Annotated in this window: 27 protein-coding genes; 13 read left to right on the plus strand and 14 right to left on the minus strand. The window is 64.7% G+C overall.

All coding sequences use genetic code 11. The features are described from left to right. Window positions 1–986: 986 nt before the first annotated feature. Window positions 987–1,883 carry a LysR substrate-binding domain-containing protein gene (locus tag K410_RS0114880; protein ID WP_028135624.1) on the minus strand — a complete coding sequence of 299 codons (897 nt, stop codon included), beginning with the start codon at window positions 1,881–1,883 and terminating at the stop codon, window positions 987–989. Window positions 1,884–1,998: 115 nt separating this feature from the next. Here K410_RS0114880 and K410_RS0114885 point away from each other — a divergent pair, with 115 nt between their 5' ends. Together K410_RS0114885 and K410_RS0114890 are read left to right on the plus strand one after the other, a co-directional pair. Continuing rightward, window positions 1,999–2,499: an ureidoglycolate lyase gene (locus K410_RS0114885; RefSeq protein ID WP_028135625.1), complete on the plus strand. Its 501-nt coding sequence runs from the start codon at window positions 1,999–2,001 to the stop codon at window positions 2,497–2,499. A 35-nt stretch (window positions 2,500–2,534) separates the two neighbouring features. After that, window positions 2,535–3,371: a bifunctional allantoicase/(S)-ureidoglycine aminohydrolase gene (locus tag K410_RS0114890; protein ID WP_028135626.1), complete on the plus strand. Its 837-nt coding sequence runs from the start codon at window positions 2,535–2,537 to the stop codon at window positions 3,369–3,371. A gap of 35 nt (window positions 3,372–3,406) precedes the next feature. Here K410_RS0114890 and K410_RS0114895 read toward each other — a convergent pair whose 3' ends face one another. From K410_RS0114895 to K410_RS0114915, 5 genes are all read right to left on the minus strand, one after another. Further along, window positions 3,407–3,961: a TIGR02281 family clan AA aspartic protease gene (locus K410_RS0114895; protein ID WP_028135627.1), complete on the minus strand. Its 555-nt coding sequence runs from the start codon at window positions 3,959–3,961 to the stop codon at window positions 3,407–3,409. Window positions 3,962–3,989: 28 nt separating this feature from the next. Continuing rightward, window positions 3,990–4,193 carry a DUF1289 domain-containing protein gene (locus K410_RS0114900; RefSeq protein WP_028135628.1) on the minus strand — a complete coding sequence of 68 codons (204 nt, stop codon included), beginning with the start codon at window positions 4,191–4,193 and terminating at the stop codon, window positions 3,990–3,992. Window positions 4,194–4,237: 44 nt separating this feature from the next. Continuing rightward, window positions 4,238–5,833, minus strand: a complete 1,596-nt coding sequence (locus K410_RS0114905; RefSeq protein WP_028135629.1) for a sensor histidine kinase — start codon at window positions 5,831–5,833, stop codon at window positions 4,238–4,240. Window positions 5,834–5,994: 161 nt separating this feature from the next. After that, window positions 5,995–7,416, minus strand: coding sequence for a sodium:proton antiporter (locus K410_RS0114910; protein ID WP_433994199.1), 1,422 nt, complete (start codon window positions 7,414–7,416; stop codon window positions 5,995–5,997). Window positions 7,417–7,543: 127 nt separating this feature from the next. After that, window positions 7,544–8,416 (minus strand): NAD(P)-dependent oxidoreductase, encoded by an 873-nt coding sequence (locus K410_RS0114915; protein ID WP_028135631.1) that lies wholly within the window; start codon window positions 8,414–8,416, stop codon window positions 7,544–7,546. A 197-nt stretch (window positions 8,417–8,613) separates the two neighbouring features. On the opposite strand from K410_RS0114915, the gene K410_RS0114920 reads away from it, so the two are divergent. The 7 genes from K410_RS0114920 (at window position 8,614) to K410_RS0114950 (ending at window position 15,687) form a co-directional block, all read left to right on the plus strand. Beyond that, window positions 8,614–9,063, plus strand: a complete 450-nt coding sequence (locus K410_RS0114920) for a VOC family protein (protein WP_245269383.1) — start codon at window positions 8,614–8,616, stop codon at window positions 9,061–9,063. Between the two features lie 129 nt (window positions 9,064–9,192). Further along, on the plus strand, window positions 9,193–10,329 hold the full coding sequence (locus K410_RS0114925) for an Mrp/NBP35 family ATP-binding protein (protein WP_028135633.1): 1,137 nt from the start codon (window positions 9,193–9,195) through the stop codon (window positions 10,327–10,329). 216 nt (window positions 10,330–10,545) lie between these two features. Further along, a complete protein-coding gene (locus K410_RS0114930; RefSeq protein WP_028135634.1) occupies window positions 10,546–11,634 on the plus strand; it encodes a TRAP transporter substrate-binding protein in 1,089 nt (362 codons plus the stop codon). Window positions 11,635–11,794: 160 nt separating this feature from the next. Further along, a complete protein-coding gene (locus tag K410_RS0114935) occupies window positions 11,795–12,883 on the plus strand; it encodes a TRAP transporter substrate-binding protein (RefSeq protein WP_028135635.1) in 1,089 nt (362 codons plus the stop codon). Window positions 12,884–13,018: 135 nt separating this feature from the next. Continuing rightward, window positions 13,019–13,408: a YunG family protein gene (locus K410_RS0114940; protein ID WP_433994200.1), complete on the plus strand. Its 390-nt coding sequence runs from the start codon at window positions 13,019–13,021 to the stop codon at window positions 13,406–13,408. Window positions 13,409–13,589: 181 nt separating this feature from the next. Continuing rightward, window positions 13,590–14,264 carry a response regulator transcription factor gene (locus K410_RS0114945; RefSeq protein WP_028135637.1) on the plus strand — a complete coding sequence of 225 codons (675 nt, stop codon included), beginning with the start codon at window positions 13,590–13,592 and terminating at the stop codon, window positions 14,262–14,264. A 1-nt stretch (window position 14,265) separates the two neighbouring features. Next, complete coding sequence (locus tag K410_RS0114950) at window positions 14,266–15,687, plus strand: sensor histidine kinase (RefSeq protein ID WP_028135638.1); 1,422 nt, start codon at window positions 14,266–14,268, stop codon at window positions 15,685–15,687. 124 nt (window positions 15,688–15,811) lie between these two features. Here K410_RS0114950 and K410_RS0114955 read toward each other — a convergent pair whose 3' ends face one another. From K410_RS0114955 to K410_RS36820, 5 genes are all read right to left on the minus strand, one after another. After that, window positions 15,812–17,467, minus strand: coding sequence for a TRAP transporter large permease (locus K410_RS0114955; protein WP_028135639.1), 1,656 nt, complete (start codon window positions 17,465–17,467; stop codon window positions 15,812–15,814). A gap of 27 nt (window positions 17,468–17,494) precedes the next feature. Beyond that, window positions 17,495–18,076, minus strand: coding sequence for a TRAP transporter small permease subunit (locus K410_RS0114960; protein WP_028135640.1), 582 nt, complete (start codon window positions 18,074–18,076; stop codon window positions 17,495–17,497). Between the two features lie 169 nt (window positions 18,077–18,245). Beyond that, entirely contained in the window at window positions 18,246–19,265 is a 1,020-nt protein-coding gene (gene moaA / locus K410_RS0114965; RefSeq protein ID WP_028135641.1) for a GTP 3',8-cyclase MoaA, read from the minus strand. Window positions 19,266–19,387: 122 nt separating this feature from the next. Next, complete coding sequence (locus K410_RS0114970) at window positions 19,388–19,882, minus strand: hypothetical protein (protein WP_028135642.1); 495 nt, start codon at window positions 19,880–19,882, stop codon at window positions 19,388–19,390. Window positions 19,883–20,018: 136 nt separating this feature from the next. Further along, the gene (locus tag K410_RS36820; protein ID WP_049820044.1) at window positions 20,019–20,714 is read right to left on the minus strand and encodes an HAD family hydrolase; all 696 of its coding nucleotides are present in this window, start codon (window positions 20,712–20,714) and stop codon (window positions 20,019–20,021) included. Between the two features lie 151 nt (window positions 20,715–20,865). Here K410_RS36820 and rpiA point away from each other — a divergent pair, with 151 nt between their 5' ends. The 3 genes from rpiA to gor all read left to right on the plus strand — a co-directional run bounded on the left by rpiA (window position 20,866) and on the right by gor (window position 23,656). Continuing rightward, window positions 20,866–21,579, plus strand: coding sequence for a ribose-5-phosphate isomerase RpiA (rpiA, locus tag K410_RS0114990; RefSeq protein WP_028135645.1), 714 nt, complete (start codon window positions 20,866–20,868; stop codon window positions 21,577–21,579). 2 nt (window positions 21,580–21,581) lie between these two features. Then, window positions 21,582–22,121, plus strand: a complete 540-nt coding sequence (locus tag K410_RS0114995) for a DUF2059 domain-containing protein (protein ID WP_028135646.1) — start codon at window positions 21,582–21,584, stop codon at window positions 22,119–22,121. A gap of 146 nt (window positions 22,122–22,267) precedes the next feature. After that, window positions 22,268–23,656 (plus strand): glutathione-disulfide reductase, encoded by a 1,389-nt coding sequence (gene gor, locus K410_RS0115000; protein WP_028135647.1) that lies wholly within the window; start codon window positions 22,268–22,270, stop codon window positions 23,654–23,656. Between the two features lie 10 nt (window positions 23,657–23,666). Here gor and K410_RS0115005 read toward each other — a convergent pair whose 3' ends face one another. Further along, window positions 23,667–24,806, minus strand: a complete 1,140-nt coding sequence (locus K410_RS0115005) for a hypothetical protein (RefSeq protein WP_028135648.1) — start codon at window positions 24,804–24,806, stop codon at window positions 23,667–23,669. Between the two features lie 390 nt (window positions 24,807–25,196). Here K410_RS0115005 and K410_RS36825 point away from each other — a divergent pair, with 390 nt between their 5' ends. After that, window positions 25,197–25,505: a hypothetical protein gene (locus K410_RS36825; RefSeq protein ID WP_049820260.1), complete on the plus strand. Its 309-nt coding sequence runs from the start codon at window positions 25,197–25,199 to the stop codon at window positions 25,503–25,505. A gap of 13 nt (window positions 25,506–25,518) precedes the next feature. On the opposite strand, the gene K410_RS0115015 is transcribed toward K410_RS36825, so the two are convergent. After that, window positions 25,519–25,704 (minus strand): hypothetical protein, encoded by a 186-nt coding sequence (locus tag K410_RS0115015; RefSeq protein ID WP_028135649.1) that lies wholly within the window; start codon window positions 25,702–25,704, stop codon window positions 25,519–25,521. A gap of 63 nt (window positions 25,705–25,767) precedes the next feature. Continuing rightward, complete coding sequence (locus tag K410_RS0115020; protein WP_028135650.1) at window positions 25,768–26,997, minus strand: carboxylate-amine ligase; 1,230 nt, start codon at window positions 26,995–26,997, stop codon at window positions 25,768–25,770. Window positions 26,998–26,999: the final 2 nt, after the last annotated feature.

Genomic DNA, 26,999 nt, shown 5'->3' on the forward strand with positions numbered 1-26,999 from the left:
CGAAATTCGGTTTTGACGTATGTGTCGTCCATCCCGGCTCAACCAGGAGGGGCGATCTCGAGGTCGTCTTGATCGCGAGCCGGGCTTGCGGTGGACGCGGCAGCGTCGGCACGAGAGGGGACGGGCAGGGCGGGTAGTCCCTGTGAGCCCGACACCCGCGTGCAGACGAACGGCGCTGCTAGGCTTCGTCTCGCCTGTAGGTTTCGCAGCTCCGTCGACAGGGCTGGAAATACTGCGGCGAAAGGGCGGGCCGTGCGTACGGCAAAACCGTGTGGTCCTGGCCGTCGTTGCTACGGTCAAGCCGGATCGAAGATGTGCGCGAGCCCAACCGGGTGGACGGCATCGTCAATTCGACCGGCGAGGGAGGCCAGAAGGAAAGTTCGGCTCCCGGGAGAGCACGGCATAAGCCGTCCGACCATCGCGCAGGGAAGGCCGAGTGATCGGCACCACCTGTATGCTGCTGTGCGGTTCTTCTGCGTGTGCATTTTGCGCAGCAGACCGCGGGTGCGTTGTCAGCACCCGGCCTTCCCTGCGCCCTCTTGGATTTGAGGGCGGAGACGCAAGCAAAGCTCGGGCGAAATCAGTCGCGAGAGCGTGAAGGCATGTCTGTGAGTCAAAGTGCTTGCGACAAACTTCATTTCGTAGAGTGAGCAAAGCGCAGCGTGCCCACGCGTCTATCGCCGCATCGGACAGATCGTGGGCACGGCGCTAAGGGCGCCTTTGCCCACCTTACGGCCTCGCAATGACGTCGTTGGGAAACCGTGCGCTATTCAACTCTCGTGCCCCGGACGCAGCGCAGCGCTTCCCCGGCGATGCGAAGCATCGTCCGGTGCGGTGCGCTGCAGAGCCGGGCCCATGTCGCAGCATTGGACCGTGTCGCCCTGGGTCCCGGCTCTGCGCCGCAACGCTTGCGCGTTGCGGCTTGTCCGGGACACGATGGTTTTGCAATGACGCGGGAGGGGCCGCCGGCGTCGACGCCGGGAGCATCAACCCACGCCCTTCCCACGATTCAAGTATCGAAGCGCGAGCTTGATGAAATTGTGCACCACGATCGATGTCTCGTCCGCTCTGAAGACCAGAAACACGTCGGCCGTGGGCGGCGCGGGCCGGATCGGACGGAACACGATGTCGGCGGTGGTGAAGCGCGCGATCGACTGCGGCACGAGCGCGACGCCGAATCCCGCGGCGATCAGGCTCGGGATCGACTGGGCATCGACGACTTGCTGCGACACCTTTGGCAGGAAGCCGGCATCGACACAGCAGGTCTGCAGGTGTCGCGCGAAATCGGAGCTGTCGGGATGGAGGACGACATGATCCTCGGACGCGAGTTCACCGAGCGCGATGCGTTTGCGGCGCGCCAGCTGATGGGTGCGGGGCATTGCGATGACGACCTCTTCCCGCCACGCCAGCTTGCTGGTCAGGTCGCGCTCGGCGGGAATTCCGCGAATGAGACAGATGTTGGTCGTGCGGCTGAGCAGCGCCGCGATCTGCAATGCCGGCGCCTGCTCATGCACCGTCATCCTGACCTGCGGGGCCACCTTGCGGTACGCCGCGAGCAGCTCGGCGAGACGGCCGCGCAGGATCGAGCCGGTTGCCCCGACATCCAGCGTTCCGATCAGGCCGGCTCCGATCGACCGCGCCTCGTCTTCCGCGGCTTTGACCTGTTGCAGGATGGCGCGTCCGCGCACCAGCATGGCCTTACCCGCCTGCGTCAACTCGACCCTGCGGCTGGTCCTGTAGAGCAGCGGGGTCGCGAGCTCTGCCTCAAGGGCCTGGATGTGCTGGCTGAGCGGCGGCTGCGAGAGGTTCAGCCGCCGGGCGGCGCGGGTGAAGCTGCGCTCTTCGGCAACCGCGATGAAGTACCGAAGCTGGCGGAGATCCATAGCGAAAACCTATCAATCGTGTCGGTCTATATATTGGACTTGATGTCGCAGCTGGTCAACGAATGACCCACGCGGGCCTGCAGACCCTTTGAATGCGGAGTGCTTGAGGTTGGCTATGATGACGCTCTCGATCGAGCCTTTGACGAAGCAGGCGTTCGCTCCGTTCGGAGACGTCGTCGAAACGGAAGGCAGGACGCCGCTATCGATCAACCAGGGCTACGCTCAGCGCTTCGACGGGCTTGCCGATATCGACGTTGCCGCGGAAGGCGGACACGTCAACATCAGCTGGTTCATCGCCTCGGTGCGGCCCGCGCCGATCGCGATTCGCCTGATGGAACGTCATCCGCTTGGAAGCCAGCTGTTCATGCCCCTGAACGCAGCGGATTGGCTGGTCGTCGTTTGCGACGACCCCAGCGTCTCGTCGAGCTACCGGGCATTCGCGGCAAGGGGCCACCAGGGCGTGAACTATGCTAGAAATTGCTGGCACCATCCGCTCCTGGTTCTCGAGGACGCAAGCGCGTTCCTCGTTGTCGACCGCAAGGGAGATGGCGCCAATCTCGAAGAACATTGGCTGACCGAGCCGCTACAGCTCGGTGTCCGGTCGGCTGCAAGCTGATACGTTCCCATCGGTAACCTTCACGAGGCTTGATGATGTCATCGCGCACCTATCACGTACCGCAGGGCGGCCTTCCGTCCCAGACGGACCTGCTGAGCGGCCGCGCGGTCTTTACGAACGCATACGCCGTCATCCCCAGCGGCGTGCAACGCGACATCGTCGTCAGCCACCTGCCGCACTGGGACAACACGCGGCTCTGGGTGTTGGCGCGACCGCTGTCCGGTTTCGCCGAGACGTTCTCCCACTATCTCATGGAGATCGCGCCGGCCGGCGGAAGCGACATGCCCGAGCCGGACAAGGATGCCGAAGGGGCGCTGTTCGTCGCAGGCGGGACGTTGATGCTCAACTTGGAAGGTGAACGTGAACTGAGGCCTGGCAGCTTCGCCTATCTGCCGCCCGGCTGCGCCTGGAGCGTTCGCAACCGCGGTCCCAGCCCTGCACAGGTGCACTGGATCCGCAAGCTGTACCAGCGCGTGCCGGGGTTGGCCGAGCCCGAGGCGATCGTGACCCACGAAGAGTCCATCGAACCCGTCGCGATGCCGGGCACGGAGGGAAGGTGGGCCACCACCCGCTTCATCGATCCGGCCGATATGCGCCATGACATGCACATCAACATCGTGACGTTCGAGCCGGGGGCGACGATCCCCTTTGCCGAGACGCATGTCATGGAGCACGGGCTGTACGTGCTCGAGGGCAAGGCGGTCTACCGTCTCAATCAGGACTGGGTGGAGGTCGAGGCCGGCGACTACATGTGGCTGCGCGCCTTCTGCCCCCAGGCATGCTACGCCGGAGGCCCGGGCCGGTTTCGCTATCTGCTGTACAAGGACGTCAACCGGCACATGAATCTGCGGCAGGGCCCGCCGCTGCTCTAGCCCCGGCGGTGGGCCCGCGCGCGCGCCGCTGCGATCTAGTCGATCGCGGTGCGCGAGCGGCGGGAGCTGCTCTGAAGCTCGGGATAGCCGGTCAGCATCAGCTTGTCGGCGCGGACGCCCCAGCTCTCCAGGCGGTCGAGGAAGCTCATGCCGAGCAGGTTGGTCTTCATCTGCCCGCGTTGGACGACCAGCGCCGGCACCGACTTTTCGACGAGATGGCCGACGGAGAGACGGTCGAGCGTGAGCCGGGCCGCCTTGGTGTGGCCGTTCGCGGTTTCGAGTTCGACATCGTATTCGAGCATTTCGAGCGGCAGCCCGATGGCTTTCGCAGTTTCCCAGGTCAGCACCACCGAGGTCGCACCGGTATCGATCACCATCGGCGCTGCGACACCGTTGATCTTCGCACGCAACGCAAATTCGCCGCCCTGGCCACGCGGGATCTGCACGGCGGGGGCGGGCGCCACCGTCTGCGCGCGAAAGATGTGCGAGACCTTGTGGCCGGCGCGCGCGATCTGCTCGGGATCGCCATAGGCGACGACCGCGCCGGCCGTGCCGGCGAGCATGACGAGGACGAGCAGGAAGCGGATCATCGTGCGCCTCCGCAGGCGCGCAGGCCGGTCAGGCCCGCTTCGGAGATGCCGCGATCGGTGCAAGCCCGGCTTCCGTCATGCGTTCCGGCAACATGGCCATGACCGCGCGCCGTTCCGCGCTGTCCATGGCGTGCCAGCGCGCGATCTCGGGCAAGGTCCGGCCGCAGCCGAAGCACAGCTTGGTCCTGGGATCGATCATGCAGACGGCGACGCACGGCGTTTCTTGGCTCATTCGGACATAGTGGGGGATTGTCGGGCATGTCTGCAAGCATCTGGTTAGGAGCCGGTGCCGGCGCTCATGATCGGCTTGTGGCGCGGCCGGCGCTTCTCGTCGGGCAGTGCGGAACCCTCCGGCTGGAGCGGTGGCGAATCGTCCGACAGCGGCGCAAGCGCGCTCATCACCCGTTCCGGCGGGAAGGTGACGATCACCTCGGTGCCGATGCGCAGCTTCGATTTCAGCGTGAACGTGCCGCCGTGCAGGTCGATCAGATTCTTGGCGATCGGCAGGCCGAGGCCTGCGCCCTGTTCGGCCGATTTGATCGAGTTGGAGCCCTGGCCGAACGAGGCGAGCACGACCGGTATCTCGTCCTCGGGGATGCCGGAGCCGGTATCCCTCACCGAGAGGTATTGTCCGCCCGAAGCGGTCCAGCCGGCCTTGAGCCAGATCTCGCCGCCCTGCGGCGTGAACTTGATCGAGTTGGAGATCAGGTTGAGCACGACCTGGCGGATCGCGCGCTCGTCGGCCCAGAGCCGCGGCATGGACTGCTCGAACACCTCGTGGATGGTGATGCCCCGGCTCGATGCGCGCAGCTTCATCAGATGGTGGCAGTCGGCGACGATGCCGACCAGCGACACCGCCTCCTCGTTGAGCTCGTAGCGGCCGGCCTCGATCCGCGACAAATCGAGGATCTCGTTGATGAGGTTGAGCAGGTGGACGCCGGAATTATGGATGTCGGCCGAATATTCCTTGTAGACCGGCACCGCATGGGCGCCGAAGATCTCGCTCTTCATCACCTCGGAGAAACCGAGGATGGCGTTCAGCGGCGTGCGCAGCTCGTGGCTCATCTGCGCCAGGAAACGCGACTTGGCGACGTTGGCGGATTCGGCGCGGTGGCGCGCTTCGTCCGAGATCGCCTTGGCCTGTTCGAGCTCGCCGATCAGCGCGTCCTTCTCGGCGCGCGCCTCCAGCGTCGCGAAGGTGGAGGAGTGCAGGCGGTGCGCCAGCAGCACGAAATAGCCTTCGGCCGCGAGCGAGAGCGCGGCCAGGATGTAATTGTCCAGCGAGCCGGTGATCGCAAAGCTCAGCGCCATCGCGACCGCGACCGGCGCGGTGGCGGCAAGGGCTGCGATCGGCAGGTTCGCCGCGACCATGCTCGATACCGCGATCACCAGCAGCATCAGGAACATCATCAGCGTTTCCGTGACCATGTCGAGCACGGGATGAATCAGGATCGCCATCCAGCACAGGCCATAGAGCAGATCGAGCACGACGAAGCGCGTCCGCCACGCCCGCGTCGCCGCGGGCGAGGCGGGCTCGGTCAGGAAGCGCCGGCAGCTGCGGATCATCGCCGCATGGATGCAGAGCATGCCGACGGTCCAGGCGGCGGCCGGGATCGGCTGCATCCACAACCCGAACAGCAACCCGGTCGCGACCACCAGCAGCATCACGACATAGGAGGCCGACAGCCGGGTCTGGGCGTATTGCCGCAGCATCTCGGCGTCGAAGGCCGGCCGGGTTCCGCTGGTCGACGTTAACTTGTCGCGCGCCTCGCGCACCCGCTGCGCCGCAGCCCGTCGGCTGCTCGCCGATGGAGCGCTCACCGGCTCGGCCGGAAGCTGCACAACCTCGGGCTTTTCAGCGGGGTTACTCATCAAGCAACAACGATTCCTGCCCACGCCGGACGAGGGCCTTCTGCATTGTCTATCTCTGGCAAGAAATCCTTAAGAGGTGACTTAAGGAGCTAAAGAATTACGTTAACGGGGCGTTAATCCAAGACCCGGCTCGACCTCCGCTCGCGGACCCCGCAGGCCCTTCACCTGAAGAAAACGAGCGTGACCAACGCGAACACCGGCAGCAGCAGGACGGAGGTCCAGGCCATGTACCCGAAGAAGCCCGGCATGGCGACGCCGCTCCCTCGCGCGATCGCGTACACCATGAAGTTGGGCGCGTTGCCGATGTAGGAGTTTGCGCCCATGAACACCGCACCTGCCGAGATCGCGGCCAGGGTCATGGCGCCATTCGTCATCAGATGCTTGGCGTCGCCTCCAGCAAGCTCAAAGAAAACCAGATAGGTCGGCGCGTTGTCGAGAAAGGACGAGAGCAAGCCGGTCAGCCAGAAATAGGCGGCATTGTTCGGCGTGCCGTCGGCATTGGTGACCATGTTCACGACGGAGGCAAAGGCGCCGGATTTTCCGGCGTTGAGGATCGCAAGCACGGGAATGATGGTGATGAAGATGGCGGCGAACAGCTTTGCCACTTCGATCATGGGGCCCCACGAGAAGCCGTTCGCGTCGTGGTCCTCCTTCGAGGTGACGGCAAGAGATGCGAATACGACGCCGATCATCACGGCATCGCGCAGAAGATTCTGCAGCTGAAGGTGCGTGCCGAGAACCTCGAATCCGCCGAGATCGAGCTTGGCACTCAAGAGGATCGCAGCGATGATGACGCCCATCAGAGCGAAGTTGAGGCCGCCGCTGATCCGCAACGGATTGTCTGGAGTCGGGTCCGGTTTGACGCGGCCTTCCTTGCGATACAGATAAGCGTCGATGCAAAAGAACAGGACGAGCAGAATCCAGGCGGCGAACGTCGTCTGGGGGAACAGGTGCGTCGTCGTCCAGAAGAAGTCCACGCCGCGCAGGAATCCCAGAAACAGCGGCGGATCTCCCAGGGGCGAAAGCGAGCCGCCGATGTTCGATACCAGAAAGATGAAGAAGATGACGACGTGCGCGTTGTGCCGCCGGTCGTCATTGGCGCGGATCACCGGCCGGATCATGACCATCGACGCGCCGGTCGTGCCGATGACGCTCGCGATCAGGGTGCCTAGCGCGAGCAGCAGGGTGTTCAGGACCGGCGAGCCGTGAAGATTGCCGCGCACCACGATTCCGCCTGCCACCGTGAACAACGCAAGGAGCAGCAGAATGAAGGGGATGTATTCGAGCAACGCGGTATGAACGAGAGCCTGGATGGTCGGCAGCGGGCCGTGCCAGACTACAAGCGGCAGCACGATCAGGGCACCCCACATCGCGGCAATCTTGCCCTGGTGGTGCTCCCAGAAGTGAGGCGCTGCGAGCGGAAAGATCGCGATCGACAGCAGCATGCCGGCGAAGGGAAGCGCCCATTGCGGGCCGATGCTGGCGCCATCGAGCGATGCGGCGAGCGCCTGCGAAGGTGATGCAGCCAGGATCAGGAGCGCGACCGGGAGCAGGCGCACAACAACAAGGATGGCGGCGATCACGCTAAGCAAGGCTCCCCCCGAAGGCTATTTTTCTTTCCGTTCAACCGCTTGGCCGAAGCTTCGTCGCGGCCGAGGTCGCGACGAAGCTCGGATGCTGCACGCCCCCGAACGACGCCGCAACAGCTCCTCAGCGCTGCAGGCGCGCGAGCAGGCTGGAGGTGTCCCAGCGCTTGCCGCCCATCTTCTCGACCTCGGAATAGAACTGATCGACCAGCGCGGTGACAGGCAGGTTGGCGCCGTTGCGGCGGGCTTCGGCGATCGCGATCGAGAGGTCCTTGCGCATCCATTCGACCGCGAAGCCGAAATCGTACTTGTCCTCGTTCATGGTCTTGTAGCGATTTTCCATCTGCCAGGACTGCGCGGCCCCTTTCGAGATGGTCTCGATCACAGCAGTGACGTCGAGGCCGCTCTTCTTGGCGAAGTGGATACCCTCGGAGAGACCCTGCACCAGACCGGCGATGCAGATCTGGTTGACCATCTTGGTCAGCTGGCCGCTTCCGGCCGGCCCGAGCAGCTTGCACATCCGCGCATAAGCGCCTGTGATGATCGGCTCGGCGCCGGCATAGCTATCGGGCGCGCCGCCGCACATCACCGTCAGCACGCCATTCTCGGCGCCGGCCTGGCCGCCGGAGACCGGCGCGTCGACGAATTTGAAGCCGGCCTTGCCGGCGGCTGCGTCGAGCTCACGCGCGACCTCGGCGGAGGCGGTGGTGTGATCGACGAAGGTCGCGCCCTTCTTCATGCCGGCGAAGGCGCCGTCGGGCCCGATCGTGACCGCGCGCAGATCGTTGTCGTTGCCGACGCAGCACATCACGAAATCCTGACCCTCGGCGGCCGCCTTCGGGGTCGCTGCGGTCTTGCCGCCGAACTTGTCCGACCATTCCTTCGCCTTGGCCGCGGTGCGGTTGTAGACGGTGACCTCATGGCCCCCTTTTTTCACGAGGTGTCCGGCCATCGGGAAGCCCATGACGCCGAGACCGAGGAAAGCGACTTTAGCCATGTGTGGTACCTTGTCCGTAGTTTTGAGCTTTACGGTTGTAGCAGGGCGAGGGCGCCGGGCGGCACCCTCGAAGTTCCGCAGCGAGGGCGGATCGGAGGCGCACCATAAACCGTTAAGCCGGGAGGGCAACGGCTTCGTTTGGCGGCCCCCTGTGCTAGGATGGCGGGACCTAAGGACTTCGAAAAAGGGAGCGAAACATGGCATCGGGCTTGGGCGGTGTGAGCGTTGGCGTCCTCGATCATTTCAACATCCGGACCCGCAATCTGGCCGAGACCGTCCGTTTCTACGAGGACGTGCTGGGCCTGGAAAAAGGCGCCCGTCCGAATTTCGCCTTCCCCGGCGCCTGGATGTACAGCGAGGGCCGGGCGGTGGTGCACCTGGTCGATATTTCCGCGACGGCGGAGCCGCAGAAGCCGGATTCCGGCGTCGTCCATCATGTCGCCTTCGTCAGCCGCGGTTTTGACGGCATGAAGCAGCGGCTGGCCTCCAAGGGGATGAAGTTCGACGCCCGCCAGGTGCCCGGCGGCGACCTCTGGCAGATCTTCGTTCACGACCCCAACGGGGTCATGATCGAGCTGAATTACGAGGCCGCCAAGGAGCAGGGGGCGGCGCCCGCCGAGATGGCTGACGATATCGGCAGGCAGTAGCCTTTTGAGCGTTTCCGCTCTAATGGGGCATCCTAAAGTCTCGTGCCTGGCCCTGCCGGAAAGCCGCTTCCCGCTTCGCGCTGGTGCGGCCCTCCGGGTCCGGATCAGGCTCCGTCCAGGAGATGCACTTTGAGCGTGACGCAGCAACAGGTTCTCGACAGCCTCGCCAGGATCAAATCCCCCCGCGGGGTCGCGCTCACCAATGCCAACGTGCTGAGCGCGATCAGCGCGTCCGACGGCAAGGTGTTCTTCTCGATCAATGTCGATGCCGCCGAGGCCAGGGCCTGGGAATCCATCCGGGCCGAGGCCGAGGCCGCCGTGCGCAGCATCCCCGGCGTCACCACCGTCATGGTGGCACTGACCGCCGAGCGCAAGCCGGGCTCCGCACCGCCGCCGCCTCCGCAACCCAGTCGCGGCGCGCCGGGCGTGCAGCCGGCCCATGCCCACAAGCCGCCGCAGGGAGGCGGCTCGCCGATGGCGCGGCAGTCGGAGATCCCGGGCGTCGCTGCCGTGATCGCAGTCGCCTCCGGCAAGGGCGGCGTCGGCAAGTCGACCACCGCGCTGAACCTGGCGCTCGGCCTGCGCGATCTTGGCCTTAAGGTCGGGCTGCTCGATGCCGACATCTATGGCCCCTCGGTGCCCCGCCTGACGGGCCTGCGCGACAAGCCGGAGCTGAACGACGAGCGCAAGATGATTCCGCTTCGACGCTTCGGCCTCGCCATCATGTCGATCGGTTTCCTAGTCGAGGAAGAAACCGCGATGATCTGGCGCGGTCCCATGGTGATGTCGGCGGTGACGCAGATGCTGCGCGACGTCGAATGGGGCAAGCTCGATGTTCTCGTGGTCGACATGCCGCCGGGCACCGGCGATGCCCAGCTCACCCTGGCGCAGAACGTGCCGCTCAAGGGCGCGGTGATCGTCTCGACCCCGCAGGACCTGTCCCTGATCGACGCGCGGCGGGGACTTGCCATGTTCAAGAAGGTCAACGTGCCCGTGCTCGGTATCGTCGAGAACATGAGCTATTTCCAGTGCCCGCATTGCGGCACGCGGTCGGACATTTTCGGCCATGGCGGCGCGCGGCACGAGGCCGAGAAGCTCGAGGTGCCGTTCCTCGGCGAGATCCCGCTGCACATGGCGATTCGCGCGACCTCGGATGCCGGCAACCCCGTCGTCGATAGCGAGCCGGACGGTCCCCATGCGGCGATCTACCGCGCCATTGCAGGGCAGGTCCGGGACCAGCTCAAGGGCGTCATCGCGGCGGCTTGAAGCGGCCGCCGGCGCGCCGCCTCGTCCCCTTGGGAGACATGCGACTTTCGTAGAGCCCCGTCATGCCATTGTCGCGTTCCGCAAACGCGCCTTCCGTGTTAAAGGCCCACCGCAGTCAAGCCCCTTCGGTTCGACGCGGCCCTGTCGCGTCGCCGGAATCAGCGGCGGCACAAGAGAAGTTCAAGGGGAAACGCCCCAGCAAGGAGAGACCTGAAGATGAAGCGTCGTGATTTTCTGAAAGTGTCGGCAGCAGGCGCGGCGGCGACCGCAGTGGCCTCGCCGGCGATCGCGCAGTCCTCGCCCGAGGTGAAGTGGCGCCTGACTTCGAGCTTCCCGAAATCGCTCGATACCATCTATGGCGGTGCCGAGCAGGTGGCGAAGTACGTCGCCGAGATGACCGACAACAAATTCCAGATCCAGGTGTTCGCCGCCGGTGAGCTCGTTCCCGGCCTGCAGGCGCTGGATGCGACCACGAACGGCACCGTCGACATGTGCCACACCGTGTCCTACTATTACGTCGGCAAGGACCCGACCTTCGCGATCTTCGCCTCGGTGCCGTTCGGCCTCAATGCGCGCCAGCAGAATTCCTGGCTGTTCCAGGGCGGCGGCAACGAGCTCGCCAACGAGTTCTTCAAGAAGTCGAACGTGATCGGTTTCCCCTGCGGCAACACCGGCACCCAGATGGGCGGCTGGTTCCGCAAGGAGATCAAGACCGTCGCCGACCTCTCCGGCCTCAAGATGCGCATCGGCGGCATCGCCGGCCAGGTGCTCCAGAAGGTCGGCGTGGTGCCGCAGCAGCTCGCCGGCGGCGACATCTATCCGGCGCTGGAGAAAGGCACCATCGACGCCGCCGAGTGGGTCGGCCCCTACGATGACGAGAAGCTCGGCTTCGCCAAGGTCGCCAAGTACTACTACTATCCGGGCTTCTGGGAGGGCGGTCCCACCGTCCACGCCTTCGCCAACCTGGAGAAGTTCAACGCGCTGCCGAAGAACTACCAGGCCATCCTCGCCAATGCGACCACCCATGCCAATACCTGGATGGCCGCGCGCTACGACATGCAGAATCCGGCGGCGCTGAAGCGCCTTGTTGCCGGCGGCACCCAGCTTCGTCCCTTCACCAACGAGGTGCTGGAAGCCTGCCTCAAGGCGACCAACGAGCTCTGGGCCGAGGTCTCGGCCAAGAACGCCGACTTCAAGAAGGTGATTGACGCCATGCAGGCCTACCGCTCCGACGAATATCTGTGGTGGCAGGTTGCCGAATATACCTACGACAGCTTCATGATCCGCTCGCGCACGCGCGGCTGATCGCCTGGAATCGCAAGACCGCAGAGCCCGGCCTCCTGGAGGCCGGGCTTTTTCTTTGCCCCAGTGCGATCGGGGATGGCATTGCGTCCCGGCTTGCGTCATGCTGGCCCTAAGCCTCGGCAAGAAGGCCCACAATCGCAAACCATCAGGGCAGGAAATCATGAAGAGAAGAGACTTCATCAAGGTCACCGGACTTGGCGCGGCCGGCGCCGCCACGCTCGCGGCTCCCGCGATCGCGCAGTCGATGCCGGAGATCAAATGGCGTATGCCGACGAGCTGGCCGAAGTCGCTCGACACGCTGTTTGGCGGGGCCGAGATGATGTGCAAGATGGTCGCTGAGGCGACCGACAACAAATTCCAGATCCAGATCTTCGCGGCCGGCGAGATCGTTCCGGGCCTCCAGGTGCTCGACGCCGTGCAGAACGGCACCTGCGAAATCGGTCACACCGCGTCCTACTATTATTTCGGCAAGGATCCGACCTTCACCTTTGGTTCGGCCGTGCCGTTCGGCCCCAACATGCGCATCAACCAGGCTTGGTACATGCTGGGCGGCGGCCGCGACGTGCTCAACGAATTCTACAAGAGCTACAACGTCGTCTCGCTGCTCGCGGGCAACACCGGTTGCCAGATGGGCGGCTGGTTCAGGAGAGAGGTCAATACGCCCGACGATCTCAAGGGCATGAAATTCCGCATCGGCGGCTTCGCCGGCCGCGTGCTCCAGAAGCTCGGCGTGGTCCCGCAGCAGCTCGCCGGCGGCGACATTTATCCAGCGCTGGAGAAGGGCACCATCGACGCCGCCGAATGGGTCGGCCCCTATGACGACGAGAAGCTCGGCTTCTACAAGATCGCGCCGCACTACTACTATCCCGGCTGGTGGGAAGGCGGGCCGATGCTGATGGCTTTCGTCAACCTCGACAAGTGGAACGCGCTGCCGAAATATTACCAGAGCGTGCTGGAGCAGGCCGGCCACTATGCCAACAACTACATGATGGCGCGCTACGACAATGCCAATCCGCTGGCGCTGAAGAAGCTGCTCGCCGGCGGCACCAAGCTGCACGCCTTCTCGCCGTCGATCATGGATGCCTGCCACAAGGCCGCCAAGGAGCTGCACGCCGAAGTCGCCGCGAGCAACCCGAACTTCAAGAAGGTGCACGACTCGCTCGCCAAGTTCACGAGCGACGGCTACTCCTGGTTCCAGGTCGCCGAGGTCGGCTACGACATCTTCATGGCGCGCCGCTCACAGAGCTGATCACGCCATCTCTCGCAGGCAGCGCCCCGGTGTGAAAGCTCCGGGGCGCTGTCGTGTCTGGCGGCGCCCGGACTTAAAAACTGAAAAACAACCCCATGCACAGTAGCCAACGGATTGATAAGTCAGCGGAAAAAATTGGCGATCCAAGCGGCCTTCGCCGAGGCGGGAACGGTGCTGAGCTTCGACCCAGATGACGTTCAGAGAACGCTGCGCAGGGCATGGTCGCTGGCGACGGCGAGACAATGGACCGCGAGCAATCCGGCGGCGGGGCAATGCAACGTCACGGCGCTGCTCGTTCATGAGCTGTTCGGCGGCGACCTCCTGAAGACGCCGCTGCCGGCCGGCGACCATTTTTACAATCGGATCGAAGGCGAGCGGTACGACTTCACGGCGAGCCAGTTCGATCAGCCGATCGCCTACCTGGACTTGCCGGCAAGCCGCGCCGACGCAGAGCGAGGGGCGACGGCGCACGAACTGGCTGAGCTCAGGACCGCGTTCCGGCTGCACAGTACCAAGTCGGGCTGAAGCGAAGCAACGCTATGGCCGCACCGGATCTCTGCACCTGCGCGGCTCCGGCCGGCATGAACTTGACAGGGAAGGGCGACCGACGCCGTGCTTTTTCGCTGGCCGAGGCGGCCGGAATGGTGGAAGAGAGCGAAGATGCCGCGCGAGCGGTGCGGTGACTTGAGTTTTCGGCGGACATGCGATGCGCCTTCTGATCGTCGAGGACAATGCCGAGCTGTCGCGGCTGGTCGCGGGCGGGCTGGCGGCGGCCGGCTATCAGAGCGACATCGTGGGCAGCGCGGCCGAGGCGCGCGAGGCGGTGAGCAGCGTCAGCTATGCCGCGATGATCCTCGACCTCGGGTTGCCCGACGGCGACGGCCTGTCGGTGTTGCGCGAGCTGCGCGCCAGGATGGAGCCGCTCCCCGTGCTGGTGCTGACCGCACGCGGCGGCCTGCAGGACCGCGTCGGCGGCCTGCGCAGCGGCGCCGACGATTATCTCGCAAAGCCGTTCGCGATGGAGGAGCTGGTGGCGCGGCTGGAGGCGATCCTGCGCCGGCCCGGCCAGCTGCTCGGCCGCTCGCTCAGTCTCGCCAACCTGGTCTACGACACCGAGAGCCGCCAGATCTTCGTCGACGACCAGCCGCGGATCATCTCCGCGCGCGAGACCTCGGTGCTCGAGATCCTGCTGCGCCGGCAGGGGCGGGTGGTGCCGAAGAAGAACGTCGAGGACCATATCTTCGGGCTGGACGGCGAGGTCGCCTCCAACGCCGTCGAGGTTTATGTCTCGCGGCTGCGCAAGCAGCTCGCCGAACACGGCGCCAGGGTCGTGATCCACACCATCCGCGGTGTCGGCTATCTCATGACCGAGGAGAAATAGCGTGCCCGCCAAGGGCCATGTCAGATCGCTCGCGTTCAAGTCGCTGATCTCGCGGATCGTGTTCCTGCACATCGTCGCGGTCGCCGTGGTCGCGATCTTTCTGCCCCTGGTTCTGTTCTGGCTGCTCAACTCCGAGATCAACCAATTGCATCGCGATGCCATGCGTGCGCAGGCCGAGGTGCTGGCGGAGCGCGTCGCCGCGCAGCCGGACGGCTCGTTGAGCTTCAGCCTGCCGGACAGCCTCAAGGGACTCTACTCGGACGCCTACGGGCGCTACCAGTTCGACATTCGCGATGCTGACGGCAGGTTGCTGTTCTCCTCCCACCGACGCTCAGCCGCGACGGCGCCCTCGCGCTTCTCCGAGAGCATCTCCGGCGCCAGCGTTACTCGGGATGTTGCCGGCAAGATGGTGCGCATCCAGGTTGCCGAGGATCTTGCGCACCGCGACGTCATCATCGACGACATCGTTTCGAACTTTTTTCGGCGGGTAGGGTGGATTACCATCCCGATCCTCCTGGTCCTGCTTGCCATCGACATCATCATCTTCCGCCGCGCGATTGCGCCGTTGTGGAAGGCCTCTCAGGATGCCAGTAACATCGGCCCGGCCCGCACCGACATTCGCCTGCCGACGGCGCAGATCCCGAGCGAGATCCTGCCGCTGGTCACCGCCGTGAACCAGGCCCTCGGTCGCCTCGAGCGCGGCTTTCGGGTGCAGCGGCAGTTCACGGCGGACGCCGCGCATCAATTGCGCACGCCACTTGCGATCCTGCGCACCCGGATCGATACGCTTGGCAACGATGCGGCACGACGGGCCCTGCTGACCGACATCGAAGCCATGAGCCGGATTGTCGCGCAGTTGCTGGAGATCGCCGAACTCGACACATTGGTGCTCAATCCAGGCGAGACCGCGGATTTGCGCGCCGTCTGCGCCGACGTGGTCGGTTCGATCGCGCCATTCGCGATCGCGCAGAAGAAGGACATCGCGCTGAAAGGAACCGACTCGCCCGTCCTGATCCACGGCAATTCGGAGATGCTCCAGCGCGCGATCTTCAATCTCGCCGAAAACGCCATCAAGTTCACGGCAAAGGACAGCACCGTCGAAATCGAGGTGGGCGAGGACGGTTCGGTGCGCGTGCGCGATTCCGGTCCGGGGATCGCGGAGGCCGAGCGCGAGCTGATCTTCCAGCGCTTCTGGCGCGCCGACCGCCGCCGCAGCGACGGCGCGGGCCTCGGACTCTCGATCGTGCGCGCGGTGGCGGACGATCACGCCGCTACGGTTGCGGTGGAGAATCTTCCCGGCGGCGGAGCCGAGTTCACGCTACGGTTTCGGCTGGCGGATGCGGCAAAGGCTGTTGAGGACAACTGGCGCGGCAGTGACGCTGCACCGTCTCCCCCTGTGGGAGAGGGTGGCGCCCCGCGTTAGCGGCGAGACGGGTGAGGGGTTCTCTCCGCGAGTCCTACTCTCAATTGACGCGTGGAGAGAACCCCTCATCCGGCGTTTCGCGCCACCTTCTCCCGCAAGGGGAGAAGGAAGAAGGCTCGCCCCGCTATTTCTGCGGCGGACCGAGATCAAGCGGCGGCAGCTCGATCTGCGGCACCTCGATCTTGATGGTGTTGGGATCGATGTTCGACTGCACACCCTTGTAGTGCATCACCATCGCGGGGAAGGCGATGACCAGGCCGACCATGATGATCTGGATGACGACGAACGGCACCGCGCCCCAATAGATCTGGCCGGTGGTGACCGGGTCCATCCGCTTGCCGGTGACGCGATCGGTGTAGCGTTCCTTTGGCGCGACCGAGCGGAGATAGAACAGGGCGAAGCCGAACGGCGGATGCATGAACGAGGTCTGCATGTTGACGCCGAGAATGACGCCAAACCAGATCAGATCGATTCCGAGTTTCTCGGCGGCCGGTCCGAGCAGCGGGATCACGATGAAGGCCAGCTCGAAGAAGTCGAGGAAGAAGGCCAGTATGAACACGAGCACGTTGACGAAGATCAGGAAGCCGACCTGGCCGCCGGGCAACGAGGTGAGCAGGTGCTCGACCCAGACGTGGCCGTTGACGCCATAAAATGTGAGCGAAAAGATACGGGCACCGACCAGGATGAAGACGACGAAAGCCGACAGTTTCGCGGTCGATTCCGTGGCCTGTCGGATCAGATCCCAGCTCAGCCGGCGCTTCACGGCGCCCAGGATGAGGGCGCCCGCAGCACCCATGGCGCCGCCTTCGGTGGGCGTCGCGATGCCGATGAAGATCGTGCCCAGCACCAGGAAGATCAGGAACAACGGCGGCACCATGACGAAGGTGGTCTGCTGCGCCATTTTAGAGAGGAAACGGAATCCGGTCAGCTTATCCACCACCCAGTTCAGCACGGCGACGACGAATGCGAAGATGATGCCGTAGAACATGCTGAGCACGACGTAATCGGCGCCACGCGTGGTGGAATTGCGCATCATGAACCATCCGAACACGCAGCTCGCCAGGAACAGCATGCCGAGCGAGACCAGGCCGCGGTCGCCATTGTCTTCGCGGAAACCGATGGCGTCCTTCGGCAGGCCGGGTGCTGCCGCCGGGAAGATCATGCTGACGAGGAAGGCGTAGCCGGCATAGAGGGCCGCGAGTACGAGGCCGGGGATGAAGGCGCCCTCGTACATGTCGCCGACGGACTTGCCGAGCTGGTCGGCCATCACGATCAGAACCAGCGAGGGCGGGATGATCTGGGCGAGCGTGCCGGAGGCGGCGATGACGCCGGCTGCCACCCGGCGGTCATAGCCGTAGCGCAGCATGATGGGCAGCGAGATCAGACCCATCGAGATCACGGAAGCCGCGACCACGCCCGTCGTCGCGGCGAGCAGCGCGCCGACGAAGATCACGGCATAGGCGAGGCCGCCGCGGATGGTGCCGAACAATTGGCCGATGGTGTCGAGCAGGTCCTCGGCCATGCCCGACCGCTCCAGCACCAGTCCCATGAAGGTGAAGAACGGGATGGCGAGCAGCGTGTCGTTGTTCATCACGCCGTAGACGCGCTCCGGCAGGGCCTGGAGGAAGTCGGGGTGGAACTGGCCGAGTTCGACGCCGATCACGGCATAGAACAGGCCGACGGCGCCGAGCGAGAATGCCGCGGGATAGCCAAGCAGCAGCATGACGACCAGCGACACGAACATGATGGGCGCCATATTGGCGATGATGAATGCGGTCATGAAATCCCCCTACACCGTCGCCAACGGCTATTTCTTCTCGATCGCTTCGACGAGATGCTCGACTTCCGCCTCCAGCGCCGACACCTGGGATTCATGCGGGTCCGGGATCAATCCGCGCATCACCGCAATCCGCTTGATCAGCTCGGAGATGCCTTGAACGAGCAGGAACGCGAATGCGATCATGATCAGGGATTTGGCCGGCCATTGCGGCAGCCCGCCGGCGTTGCCGGATTGCTCGTTGATCTGGAAGGAGCGCAGGAAGAACGGCACCCCCGTGATGATCATCACGATGCAAATCGGAAACAGGAAGAATACGTGGCCAACCACGTCGATGACGTTGCGGGCCTTCTTCGGCAGCGTGTTGTTCACGATGTCGATGCGGATGTGCTCGTTGTCGAGCAGGGTCCAGGGGGCACAGAGCAGGAAGACGATGCTGAACAGCACCCATTGCAGCTCGAGCCATGAATTCGAGGAGGTGTCGAACGTCTTGCGGATGATGGCGTTGACCGCCGAGATGATCACGGCGAGCACGATCAGCCACGCCACGCGCTTGCCTGTCCAGCGCGTGAACGCGTCAATCCTGCTGCTCAGCTTAAGGAGCGCTTGCAACGATAGGTCCTCCCCCGATTGTGCCCCGGCCGTCTTGACTGCGCCGAGATGGCGCGTGGCTTGTCTCGCCGCGCAGGCATGAGGCCGGCGCACCAAACCAGTGGGCGTGCCGCCAGTCAATCGGAAGTTTGTTGATAGTTAAGGGGAATAAGGCCGTAATCCGCCGGTGTCAGCCGCCGGTGACGCTCATGTGCCTGCTGACGCTCGGACGGTCGTGGCGGCGGTCGATGATGAAATCGTGGCCCTTCGGCTTCAGGCCGATGGCGCGGTCGATCGCATCCGCAAGCAGCATGTCGTCATCGGATGCACGCAGAGGTTTGCGCAGATCCGAGGCATCCTCGTGGCCGAGGCAGGTGTGCAGCGTTCCGGTGCAGGTGATGCGAACCCGGTTGCAGGATTCGCAGAAATTGTGCGTCATCGGCGTGATGAAGCCGAGCTTGCCGCCGGTCTCGGCGACGCTGACATAGCGGGCTGGACCTCCGGTGCTCTCGGCGAGGTCGGTCAGCGTGAATTGCTGGGCAAGGCGCGCACGCACCAGCGACAGCGGCAGATATTGGTCGATGCGGCCCGAGCCGATCTCGCCCATCGGCATGACCTCGATCAGCGTCAGGCCCATGCCCTTGCCGTGGGCCCAGCGCATCAGTTCGGGAAGCTCGTCCTCGTTGAGGTTCTTCAGCGCCACCGCGTTGATCTTGACGGCAAGGCCCGCGGCGCGCGCGGCCTCGATGCCTTCCAGCACCTTGTCGATCTCGCCCCAGCGCGTGATCTCGCGAAACTTCTTGGGGTCGAGCGTGTCGAGCGAGACGTTGATGCGGCGGACGCCGCAATCGGCGAGCTCGCTCGCGTGTTTCGCCAGTTGGGTGCCGTTGGTGGTCAGCGTCAGCTCGTTCAGGGCGCCGCTCGACAGATGCCGCGACAGCGAACGCACCAGCGTCATCACGTTGCGCCGGACCAGCGGCTCGCCTCCGGTGAGGCGCAGCTTTTTGACACCCTTGGCGATGAAGGCCGAGCAGAGCCGGTCGAGCTCCTCCAGCGTCAACAGGTTCGCCTTGGGCAGGAACGTCATGTCTTCCGACATGCAGTAGAAGCAGCGCAGGTCGCAGCGGTCGGTCACGGACACGCGCAAATAGCTGATGGTCCGCCCGAACGGATCGGTCATCGGGGTCGACAGCGCGGCGGGTCCGTTCATGCGAGAGGCCTTGTCACTGATGGCGACGGGGGCACCTCGGCTTCAAGCGGTGGCTTCAAGCGGTGCTCGGGACGCAATCTAAGCACCGGACGCGGCGAGGACAATCGGGTGGTATACTTAGCTCAGCGCCGGCCGGCGTTCGGATCGGGGAACGGCGAGGCCGCGGCCGGAGTAGCCTGAGCCGGTGCCGCAGCAGGCGCCGCTGCGGCTGGTTTCGGTTTCCTCGGCCGGTGCGGCTTGCGGACCGGTTTGGGCGGCGTTGTCGGCTGCAGTTCCGCAAACACTGGATTCGGGTCCGTGGTCACCGAGGCCGGGGTGGTGAAATCCCCAGGATTCTTGATCAGGTTCACCGGGACGGTTGCCGGCTGGTACTTCGGCAGCGCGAACGCGACCGTGAAGGGGGCATCTGGAGCTGGAACCGAGACGGAGCAGGGGGTCTTGCAGCCCGGGCCGAGCGAGGTCGTGGCGTCCGCACCCGGTGGATTGGATTCGAGCCGGACCTGGACCGTCGGCGGGGTCGATTTGAACACGTCCCAGGACATCGAGGAGCAGCCGCCAAGGCTGGCCGCTCCCAACAGGCCCGCCCCCGCTACTGCAGCCGCGATGACACGACGCATGACCCATCCACTTCAACTGCGACGAACCGCCACACAAGTCCCGCACCGACCATAGGAGTGTCGTTTGAGGCAGGCAACCGGCGGGCGGCGCATAGTCAATGAATGGTAAATGCGAGATCGGGTGAAATAAACCAAGTTATTTCAATAGGTTGATCGCCTCTGCGGTCATCAGGCTGCTGGCGGCAGCCGGCAGGTCGCGCATGTGATGGATCAGCCGGTCAGGCTTCAGCTCGGCAATCGGCACGTCCGTGTAGCCGAAGCTGACCCCGATCACCGGCACCCCCGCCCGCCGGGCCACCCCGACATCGGTTCCGGCATCGCCGACCATGATGCTGGCTTTGACCGCGCCGCCGGCCCGCGCCACCGTTTCCCGGAAGATGGTCGGATCGGGCTTCTGGACGCCAAAAGTGTCGGCGCCGCAGATCGCAGCGAAGCGGCGGCTGAGGTCGAGCTGGTCCAGCAGCCGCTTGGAGAGCCATTCCAGCTTGTTGGTGCAGACCGCGAGGCGGTGGCCCTGAGCCGAGAACTGGTCGAGCGCGGCCTCGAGCCCGTCGAAGGGGCGGGATTCGACCGCGATATGATCGGCATAATAGGCGATGAAATCTGCGGTCATCCGGTCCATGTCGGCGGGCGTGACGGTGCGGCCCTCCGCCTCCAGCCCGCGCTCGATCAGCTTGCGGGCGCCGGCGCCGATCATGTTGCGGGCCGAGGCCATCGGCACCGGCGGCAGCCCTTCGCGGTCGAGCACGTAGTTCAGCGCGGTGATCAGGTCGGGCGCCGTATCCACGAGCGTGCCGTCGAGATCGAAGACGATGGTGTGTGGGGAGGTCATGATCCAAGCGCTACCGGCCCGGTCGCGTCCACGCAAGGGGCGGGCCCATAAGATCACCTTATAGGCCTGTTCCCGCGCGGAAAACGAGGCTACATAGGCCGCCGAAAACGGTCGCTGTCGGCGGCTCACGAATTCAGAGGCGGGCGCAAACGTGAACATGGACCAGTTGAAGCGACAGGCTGCCGCCCGCGCGCTCGAGGAGGTGCGGGACGGCATGCAGCTCGGGCTCGGCACCGGCTCGACCGCCAAGCATTTCGTCGAGCTGCTCGGCGAGCGCGTCGCCGCCGGGCTGAAGGTGATCGGCGTGCCGACCTCCGAGGCGACGCGCCTGGACGCGACGCGTTGCGGCGTGCCGCTGACCACGCTCGACGAGATCGACCATCTCGACATCACGGTCGACGGCGCCGACGAGATCGATCCCGCGCTCAACCTGATCAAGGGCGGCGGCGGTGCGCTGCTGCGCGAGAAGATCGTGGCGGCGGCCTCGGATCGCATGATCGTGATCGCCGACGACAGCAAATGGGTGCCGACCCTCGGCAAGTTTCCGCTGCCGGTCGAGGTCATCCCGTTCGGCCTCGGTGCGACGCGCCGCGCGATCGAGAAGGCATTTGCCGAATGCGGCGTTTCCGGGCAAATGGCGGTCCGCAAGGGCAAGGACGGCCACGTTTTCGTCACCGACGGCGGCCACTGGATCATCGATGCCCAGCTTGGACGGATCGAGGATCCTGCCAGCCTCGCCAAGGCGCTGAGCGCGATCCCCGGCGTCGTCGAGCATGGATTGTTCATCGGCTTGGCCAGCTCTGCCGTTCTGGCAGGTGGCGAGGGAATCCGCGTGATTGAACGGCGCAAGCCGAAAGGAGACTAGGAATGAAGAGCTTTTTGAGATTCTTGCCGGCCGCGACGCTCGCTGCGGGCCTGGCCCTCGCGGCCGTCCCGGCCGTGGCGCAGCAGGCCCAGAAGGCGCCCGCGGCGCCGGCCCAGTCGAAGGCTTCGCCCGGGGCGATTGCGGCCGCCAAGGAGATCCTGCAGATCAAGAACGCCAGCGGGATGTATGCGGGCGCCGTGCCCGGCCTCGTCGAGAAGACCAAGAATGCGCTGCTCCAGCAGAACCTCAACTACCAGAAGGACCTCAACGAGATCGCCCCGATCGTGGCCCAGCAGCTCAACGGGCGCCAGAACGAGATCGGCGACGGCATGGCGCAGATCTATGCCAGCGAGTTCACCGAGCAGGAGCTGAAGGACCTCGTCGTCTTCTACAAGTCGCCGCTGGGCAAGAAGCTGCTCGACGCCGAGCCGCGCGCCATCGGGCTCAGCATGAACTTCATCAATTCCTGGGCCCAGACCTTCTCCGAGACCGTGATGGCGGCCTTCCGCGCCGAGATGCGCAAGCGTGGCAAGGAAATCTGACAGACCCTATCTGACAGGGAGTTCCTCAAGCGCGTCATCGCGCTTCAGGTGGTTGTTTGAGTATGGTCCTCTCGGAAGACCGCTGCACGCTTTGCGCTGGCACGGCCCTCCGGGATCGGACCATGAATTTGAGGTCGGAGTGGACAATGGCTGAATTCGACGTCGACCTCTTCGTCATCGGCGGTGGCTCGGGCGGCGTGCGTGCCGCCCGCATTGCGGCCGGTCACGGTGCGCGCGTAACGATCGCGGAAGAGTACCGCATGGGCGGGACCTGCGTGATCCGCGGCTGCGTGCCGAAGAAGCTGTTCGTGATCGGCTCGCACTTCCGGCAGGATCTGGAAGATGCCGCCGGTTTCGGCTGGACCGTTCCGCCCGCCAGCTTCGACTGGGCGACGCTGATCGCCAACAAGGACAAGGAGATCGCGCGGCTGGAGGCGGCCTACACGGCCAATGTCGAGAAATCCGGAGCGCAGATCGTCAAGAGCCGCGCGGTGATCGAGGACAAGCACACCGTCCGTCTGCTCGAGAACGACCGCAAGATCACCGCAAGATACATCCTGATCGCCACCGGCGGCGCGCCCAACCATGGGGCCGCGATCCCCGGCATCGAGCACGTGATCTCCTCCAACGAGGCGTTCCATCTGAAGAAGCTGCCGAAGCGGATCGTGATCCAGGGCGGCGGCTATATCGCGCTGGAATTCGCCGGCATCTTCGCCGGCTTCGGCTCCGACGTCACCGTGGTCTATCGCGGCGACAACATCCTTCGCGGTTTCGACGAGGACGTCCGCGCCCATGTCCGGGCCGAGATGGAGAAGCAGGGCATCACCATCCTCACCGGCTGCACCGTGGCGAAGGTCGACCGCCACGGCGAGGAGTTCACCACGCATCTGTCGAACGGATCGAGCCTCGCCTCCGACCAGGTGATGTTCGCGATCGGCCGCCATCCGGCGGTGGCCAATCTCGGGCTGGAGAAGGCCGGTGTCGCCATCAATCCCGCCAACGGCGGCATCGCGGTCGACCATTTCTCGAAGAGCTCGGTCGACAGCATCTATGCGATCGGCGACGTCACCCATCGCTTCAACCTGACGCCGGTCGCGATCCGCGAGGGCCATGCCTTCGCCGATACCGTGTTCGGCAAGCGCGAGGTGAGGGTCGATCACGCCAACATCCCCACCGCCGTGTTCTCGCAGCCGGAGGTCGGCACGGTAGGCCTGACCGAAACCGAGGCGCGCGCGCAGTTCAGCCACGTCGACATCTACAAGACGACGTTCCGCCCGATCAAGGCGACGATGTCGGGCCGCGACACCCGCGTGCTGATGAAGCTCGTGGTCGACGGTGCGACCGATCGCGTGCTCGGCTGCCATATCGTCGGCGATGCCGCCGCCGAGATCACGCAAGCCGTCGCGATCGCCGTGAAGATGAAGGCGACCAAGGCCGATTTCGACGCCACGATCGCGCTGCATCCGACCGCGACCGAGGAGCTCGTCACCATGCGCACGCCGACCGCGCGGCACGTGCGCCAGGCGGCGGAGTAGGCTCGGCCGCTCAGCCGTACAGATACCCGACCGGCTTGCCTTCGGTGCGCAGCGGACGGACATCACTGTGGGTGATGATCTGACCGGCAAGGCCGTCGATCTCGTCACGCTGCGCAGGCGTCCAGCTGCGCAGCTCGTTCATGCCCTTGAGCAGGCCGAGGCGGAGCAACTGGGTATTTTCGCCGAGGCCGACGAGGCTGATCGAATCCTTACCCGCCGTCACGACGTCGCCGACGGCAAGTTCGAAGGTCTCGCCGGCTCTCTTCCTGAATTCGGCTAAGCCGCGAATGACGCGGTAGATCACGACCTCGCCCTTGGTGAAGCAACTCGCATCCGCCGCGATCGACGTGCTCTTCGGCAGCAGCGACTGGCCGCGCGGGTCGGTTGCGATGATGTGGCCGGTAACGAGATGACCGCTCGGCACCTCGATGCCGATATCGCGCAGATAAACCGGCAGCGCCGATTTGATCGAGCCATCGGTGAGCGGCTTGAACAGCGCATCCAGCGCCAGCGGATCCTGCAGCCAGAAGCCGGCATCGACCGGCCGGTCGTGCAGCTTGTGGCTCCAGGCCAGGCGCGGCGTCTCGGCCTCGTCGATCTGGTCCGGACCCACGATGGTCGGATTCGGAAAGGTGGTGGGATCGGTAATGAAGGCTTCGAGGAACTTGCCGGAATAGCCCATCGAGATCGGGTCGGGCACCACCGTCTGGGGCGTCTTCAAATTCTCTTCGGTTGGCAAGCCCGACCAGGTGTAGAACAGCTGGCGATGCACGATCGCGCTTTGCAGCATCACCGCGCCAGGGCCGACATTGTAGAAGCGCCCGTCATAGTCGAAGGTGAAGGCGCCCGAGGTGACCAGCACGAGCTGAAAGCCGCCGGGCGGAAGATGCAGATGGAAATCGGTGGGACCGGTTTCGGGACGGTAGATCGGCAGATTGGTCGCCACTTCGTGCAGCAGGAAGGTTTCGTTGTTGGCGTGAAAGCCTTCGTTGGCGCGATTGTAGAGCGCTTGCGGACGATACGTCGCCTCGAACTTCGCATTCCGGTCGCGGTCGATTGCGACGAAGTCCTGCATGTTGAGGCGAAGCGGTGCGCCGTTCGGATGAGTCAGGCCGGTCGTCTTGAGATCGCCCGCAGCATGCACGTTCATGACGTTCTCCGCTCTGCGCCGTTGCTTCGCTCGCAACGTCATTGCGAATTTTGGGCCAGTCGGTTGACGAGCCAGCAAGCGAGCCCGGCGCGGCGATGCAGGCGTGCCTGTGCAGAAGAAAATTCGATGGTTGCACGGGACGTTAGATCGATGGCTGGGTCTGATCGTCAGGCGCCGGTGCGAGGGGCGCGTGCTTCCGGGGCGCGACGGCAGCTGTCTAATTTGTCAGCAAGCTTCGCCAGTGCGTGCAGCGCGTCGGGGAAAAGCGAGTGCGATGCAGGCCTTGAGATGGGGGTCTTGGGATGAGCGAAAACGTCGGGTCAAGGCCTCGCGGCGATTGACAGATTGTTCACGTTTTGTTCTTATGCTGTCACCGAGATGGAGGCAGCCATGGACAATCGTATCAGCGAAATTCGCAAAACCATCAGGGCGCTTCGCGTCAGCATGCGCGAAGCCGAGGCGATCATGCACGAGCAGATCAACCGCGACGAGGATTGCAGCTTCGTGGCGCAGGAAGTCATCAAGATGCGCGCGGTCATGAGCCTGCTCGCGAAGGAGCGGATCGCGCTCGGCGATCACGAGCCGATCCTCGTGAACAATTTCTTCATCCCGCGGCGCCGGCCGGCGCGAAAGCCGGTCGCGGCGCTTTCACCCGCCGCCGAATCCGCGTTCCGTCCGCGCCTGGTAGCGCGGGCTTGACGCGGAGGGCGCCTCAATCGAAGGCGCGGGGCGCGGCCCGATCCGGCTTGCCGGCCGGGCTGTCCGCCCACTTCGCCATCTCCATGGTCCGCGCATCGACGCCCTCGCACCACAAGCAGCTCGGCCGCGCGCGGTCGTTCTCGGACAGGATCGGAACCAGGCTGTGGCCGCAACCGGTGCACCAGGTGATGTCAGTCATGCATTCCCCCACGGCCTGCCAAATTCAGAAATGACGTTCTCGTTCGCAAAGCTTGCGCGGCCGCTACGATGGCGCAGGAGCGCTGCGTTGGACAGGCGCGCTCGTTCCGGACAGCGTAGACGTAGCAATCCATCGTGACACGGCTGTGATGTCGTCGCCGTTGTCGCGATAGGCGCGAAGCTGGAATTCGGCCGAGCTGCCGCGGTCGACGATGACGCGGCAATGCTCGATCTCGGCGGTGCAGCCGAGTGCGTCCGCGTCCTCGGCGGTGGCGTCGATGATCCGGGAGAGCATCTCCGAGATCGTGACCGGTCCTTCCCGGGAGGCGAAGATGCAATCGGTCCCGTAGCGCTGGGCGCGCCATTTGTTCTCCACCGCGATGGCGCGGTCGACCGCCGTGACCTCCTTCGACAAATGAGGCCGCAGATAGAGGTGACGTGTCAGGCAGCGATAGAGCGAGGCGATGGCGACGGCATCGTCGACGAAGGTGCAGGTGTCGGGCGCACGCAGCTCGAGCGTCGGGTGCCGCATCGAAGGACGCATCGCCCACCAGATGTGGCTCTCGTCGGGGATGACGCCGGAGCGCTGCAAGGCGCCGACATATTCGTCGTAATCCCGCCGGCTCTCGAACAATTCGGGCAGGCCGGTGCGCGGCAGCTCGGAATAGGCGGCGAGGCGGTAGCCCTTCAGCCCGGTCTTGTGCGAAGCCCAGAACGGCGAGGATGCCGACAGCGCGATGAACAGCGGCAGGTGCGGCAGCATCGCCCGCATCACCGCCATGCGCTTCTCGGGATCCGGCAACTGAACATGCACATGCATGCCGCACATCATGTTGCGATGGCCGATGCTGCGCAGATCCTCGATCATCTCCTCGTAGCGCGGTTTCGGGCTCGGCTGCGACATGCGCCAGACTGCCGTCGGATGCGTGCCGCAGGCCATGATCACGAAGCCATATTGCGCGGCGACGTTCGCGACTTCGCGCCGCAGGAAGCGCAGCTCTTCGCGGGCGTCGTTGACGTCGACGTGAACGTTGGTGGCGACCTCGAGCTGGGATTGCAGCATCTCGCGCATGGCCTGGCCGCCCGTCGACCAGTTCGCCGATTCGAACAACTCGTTGGGCGTCTGGATCGCGACCTCGAGGCTGCGGCGGTCGGCCAGGAAATACTCTTCCTCGATGCCGAAGGAATAGTCGGTGGCCTTGCCGCGTCCGCCGGCGGAACGGATGACGACGTGCTGCTTGTCGTCGGAAGACTCGAGACGCAGCAGTTTCAGAACGTCGGAAGCGATTGACATTT

This window comes from Bradyrhizobium sp. 22, from assembly GCF_000482425.1.
GTDB classification, from domain to species: domain Bacteria; phylum Pseudomonadota; class Alphaproteobacteria; order Rhizobiales; family Xanthobacteraceae; genus Bradyrhizobium; species Bradyrhizobium japonicum_B.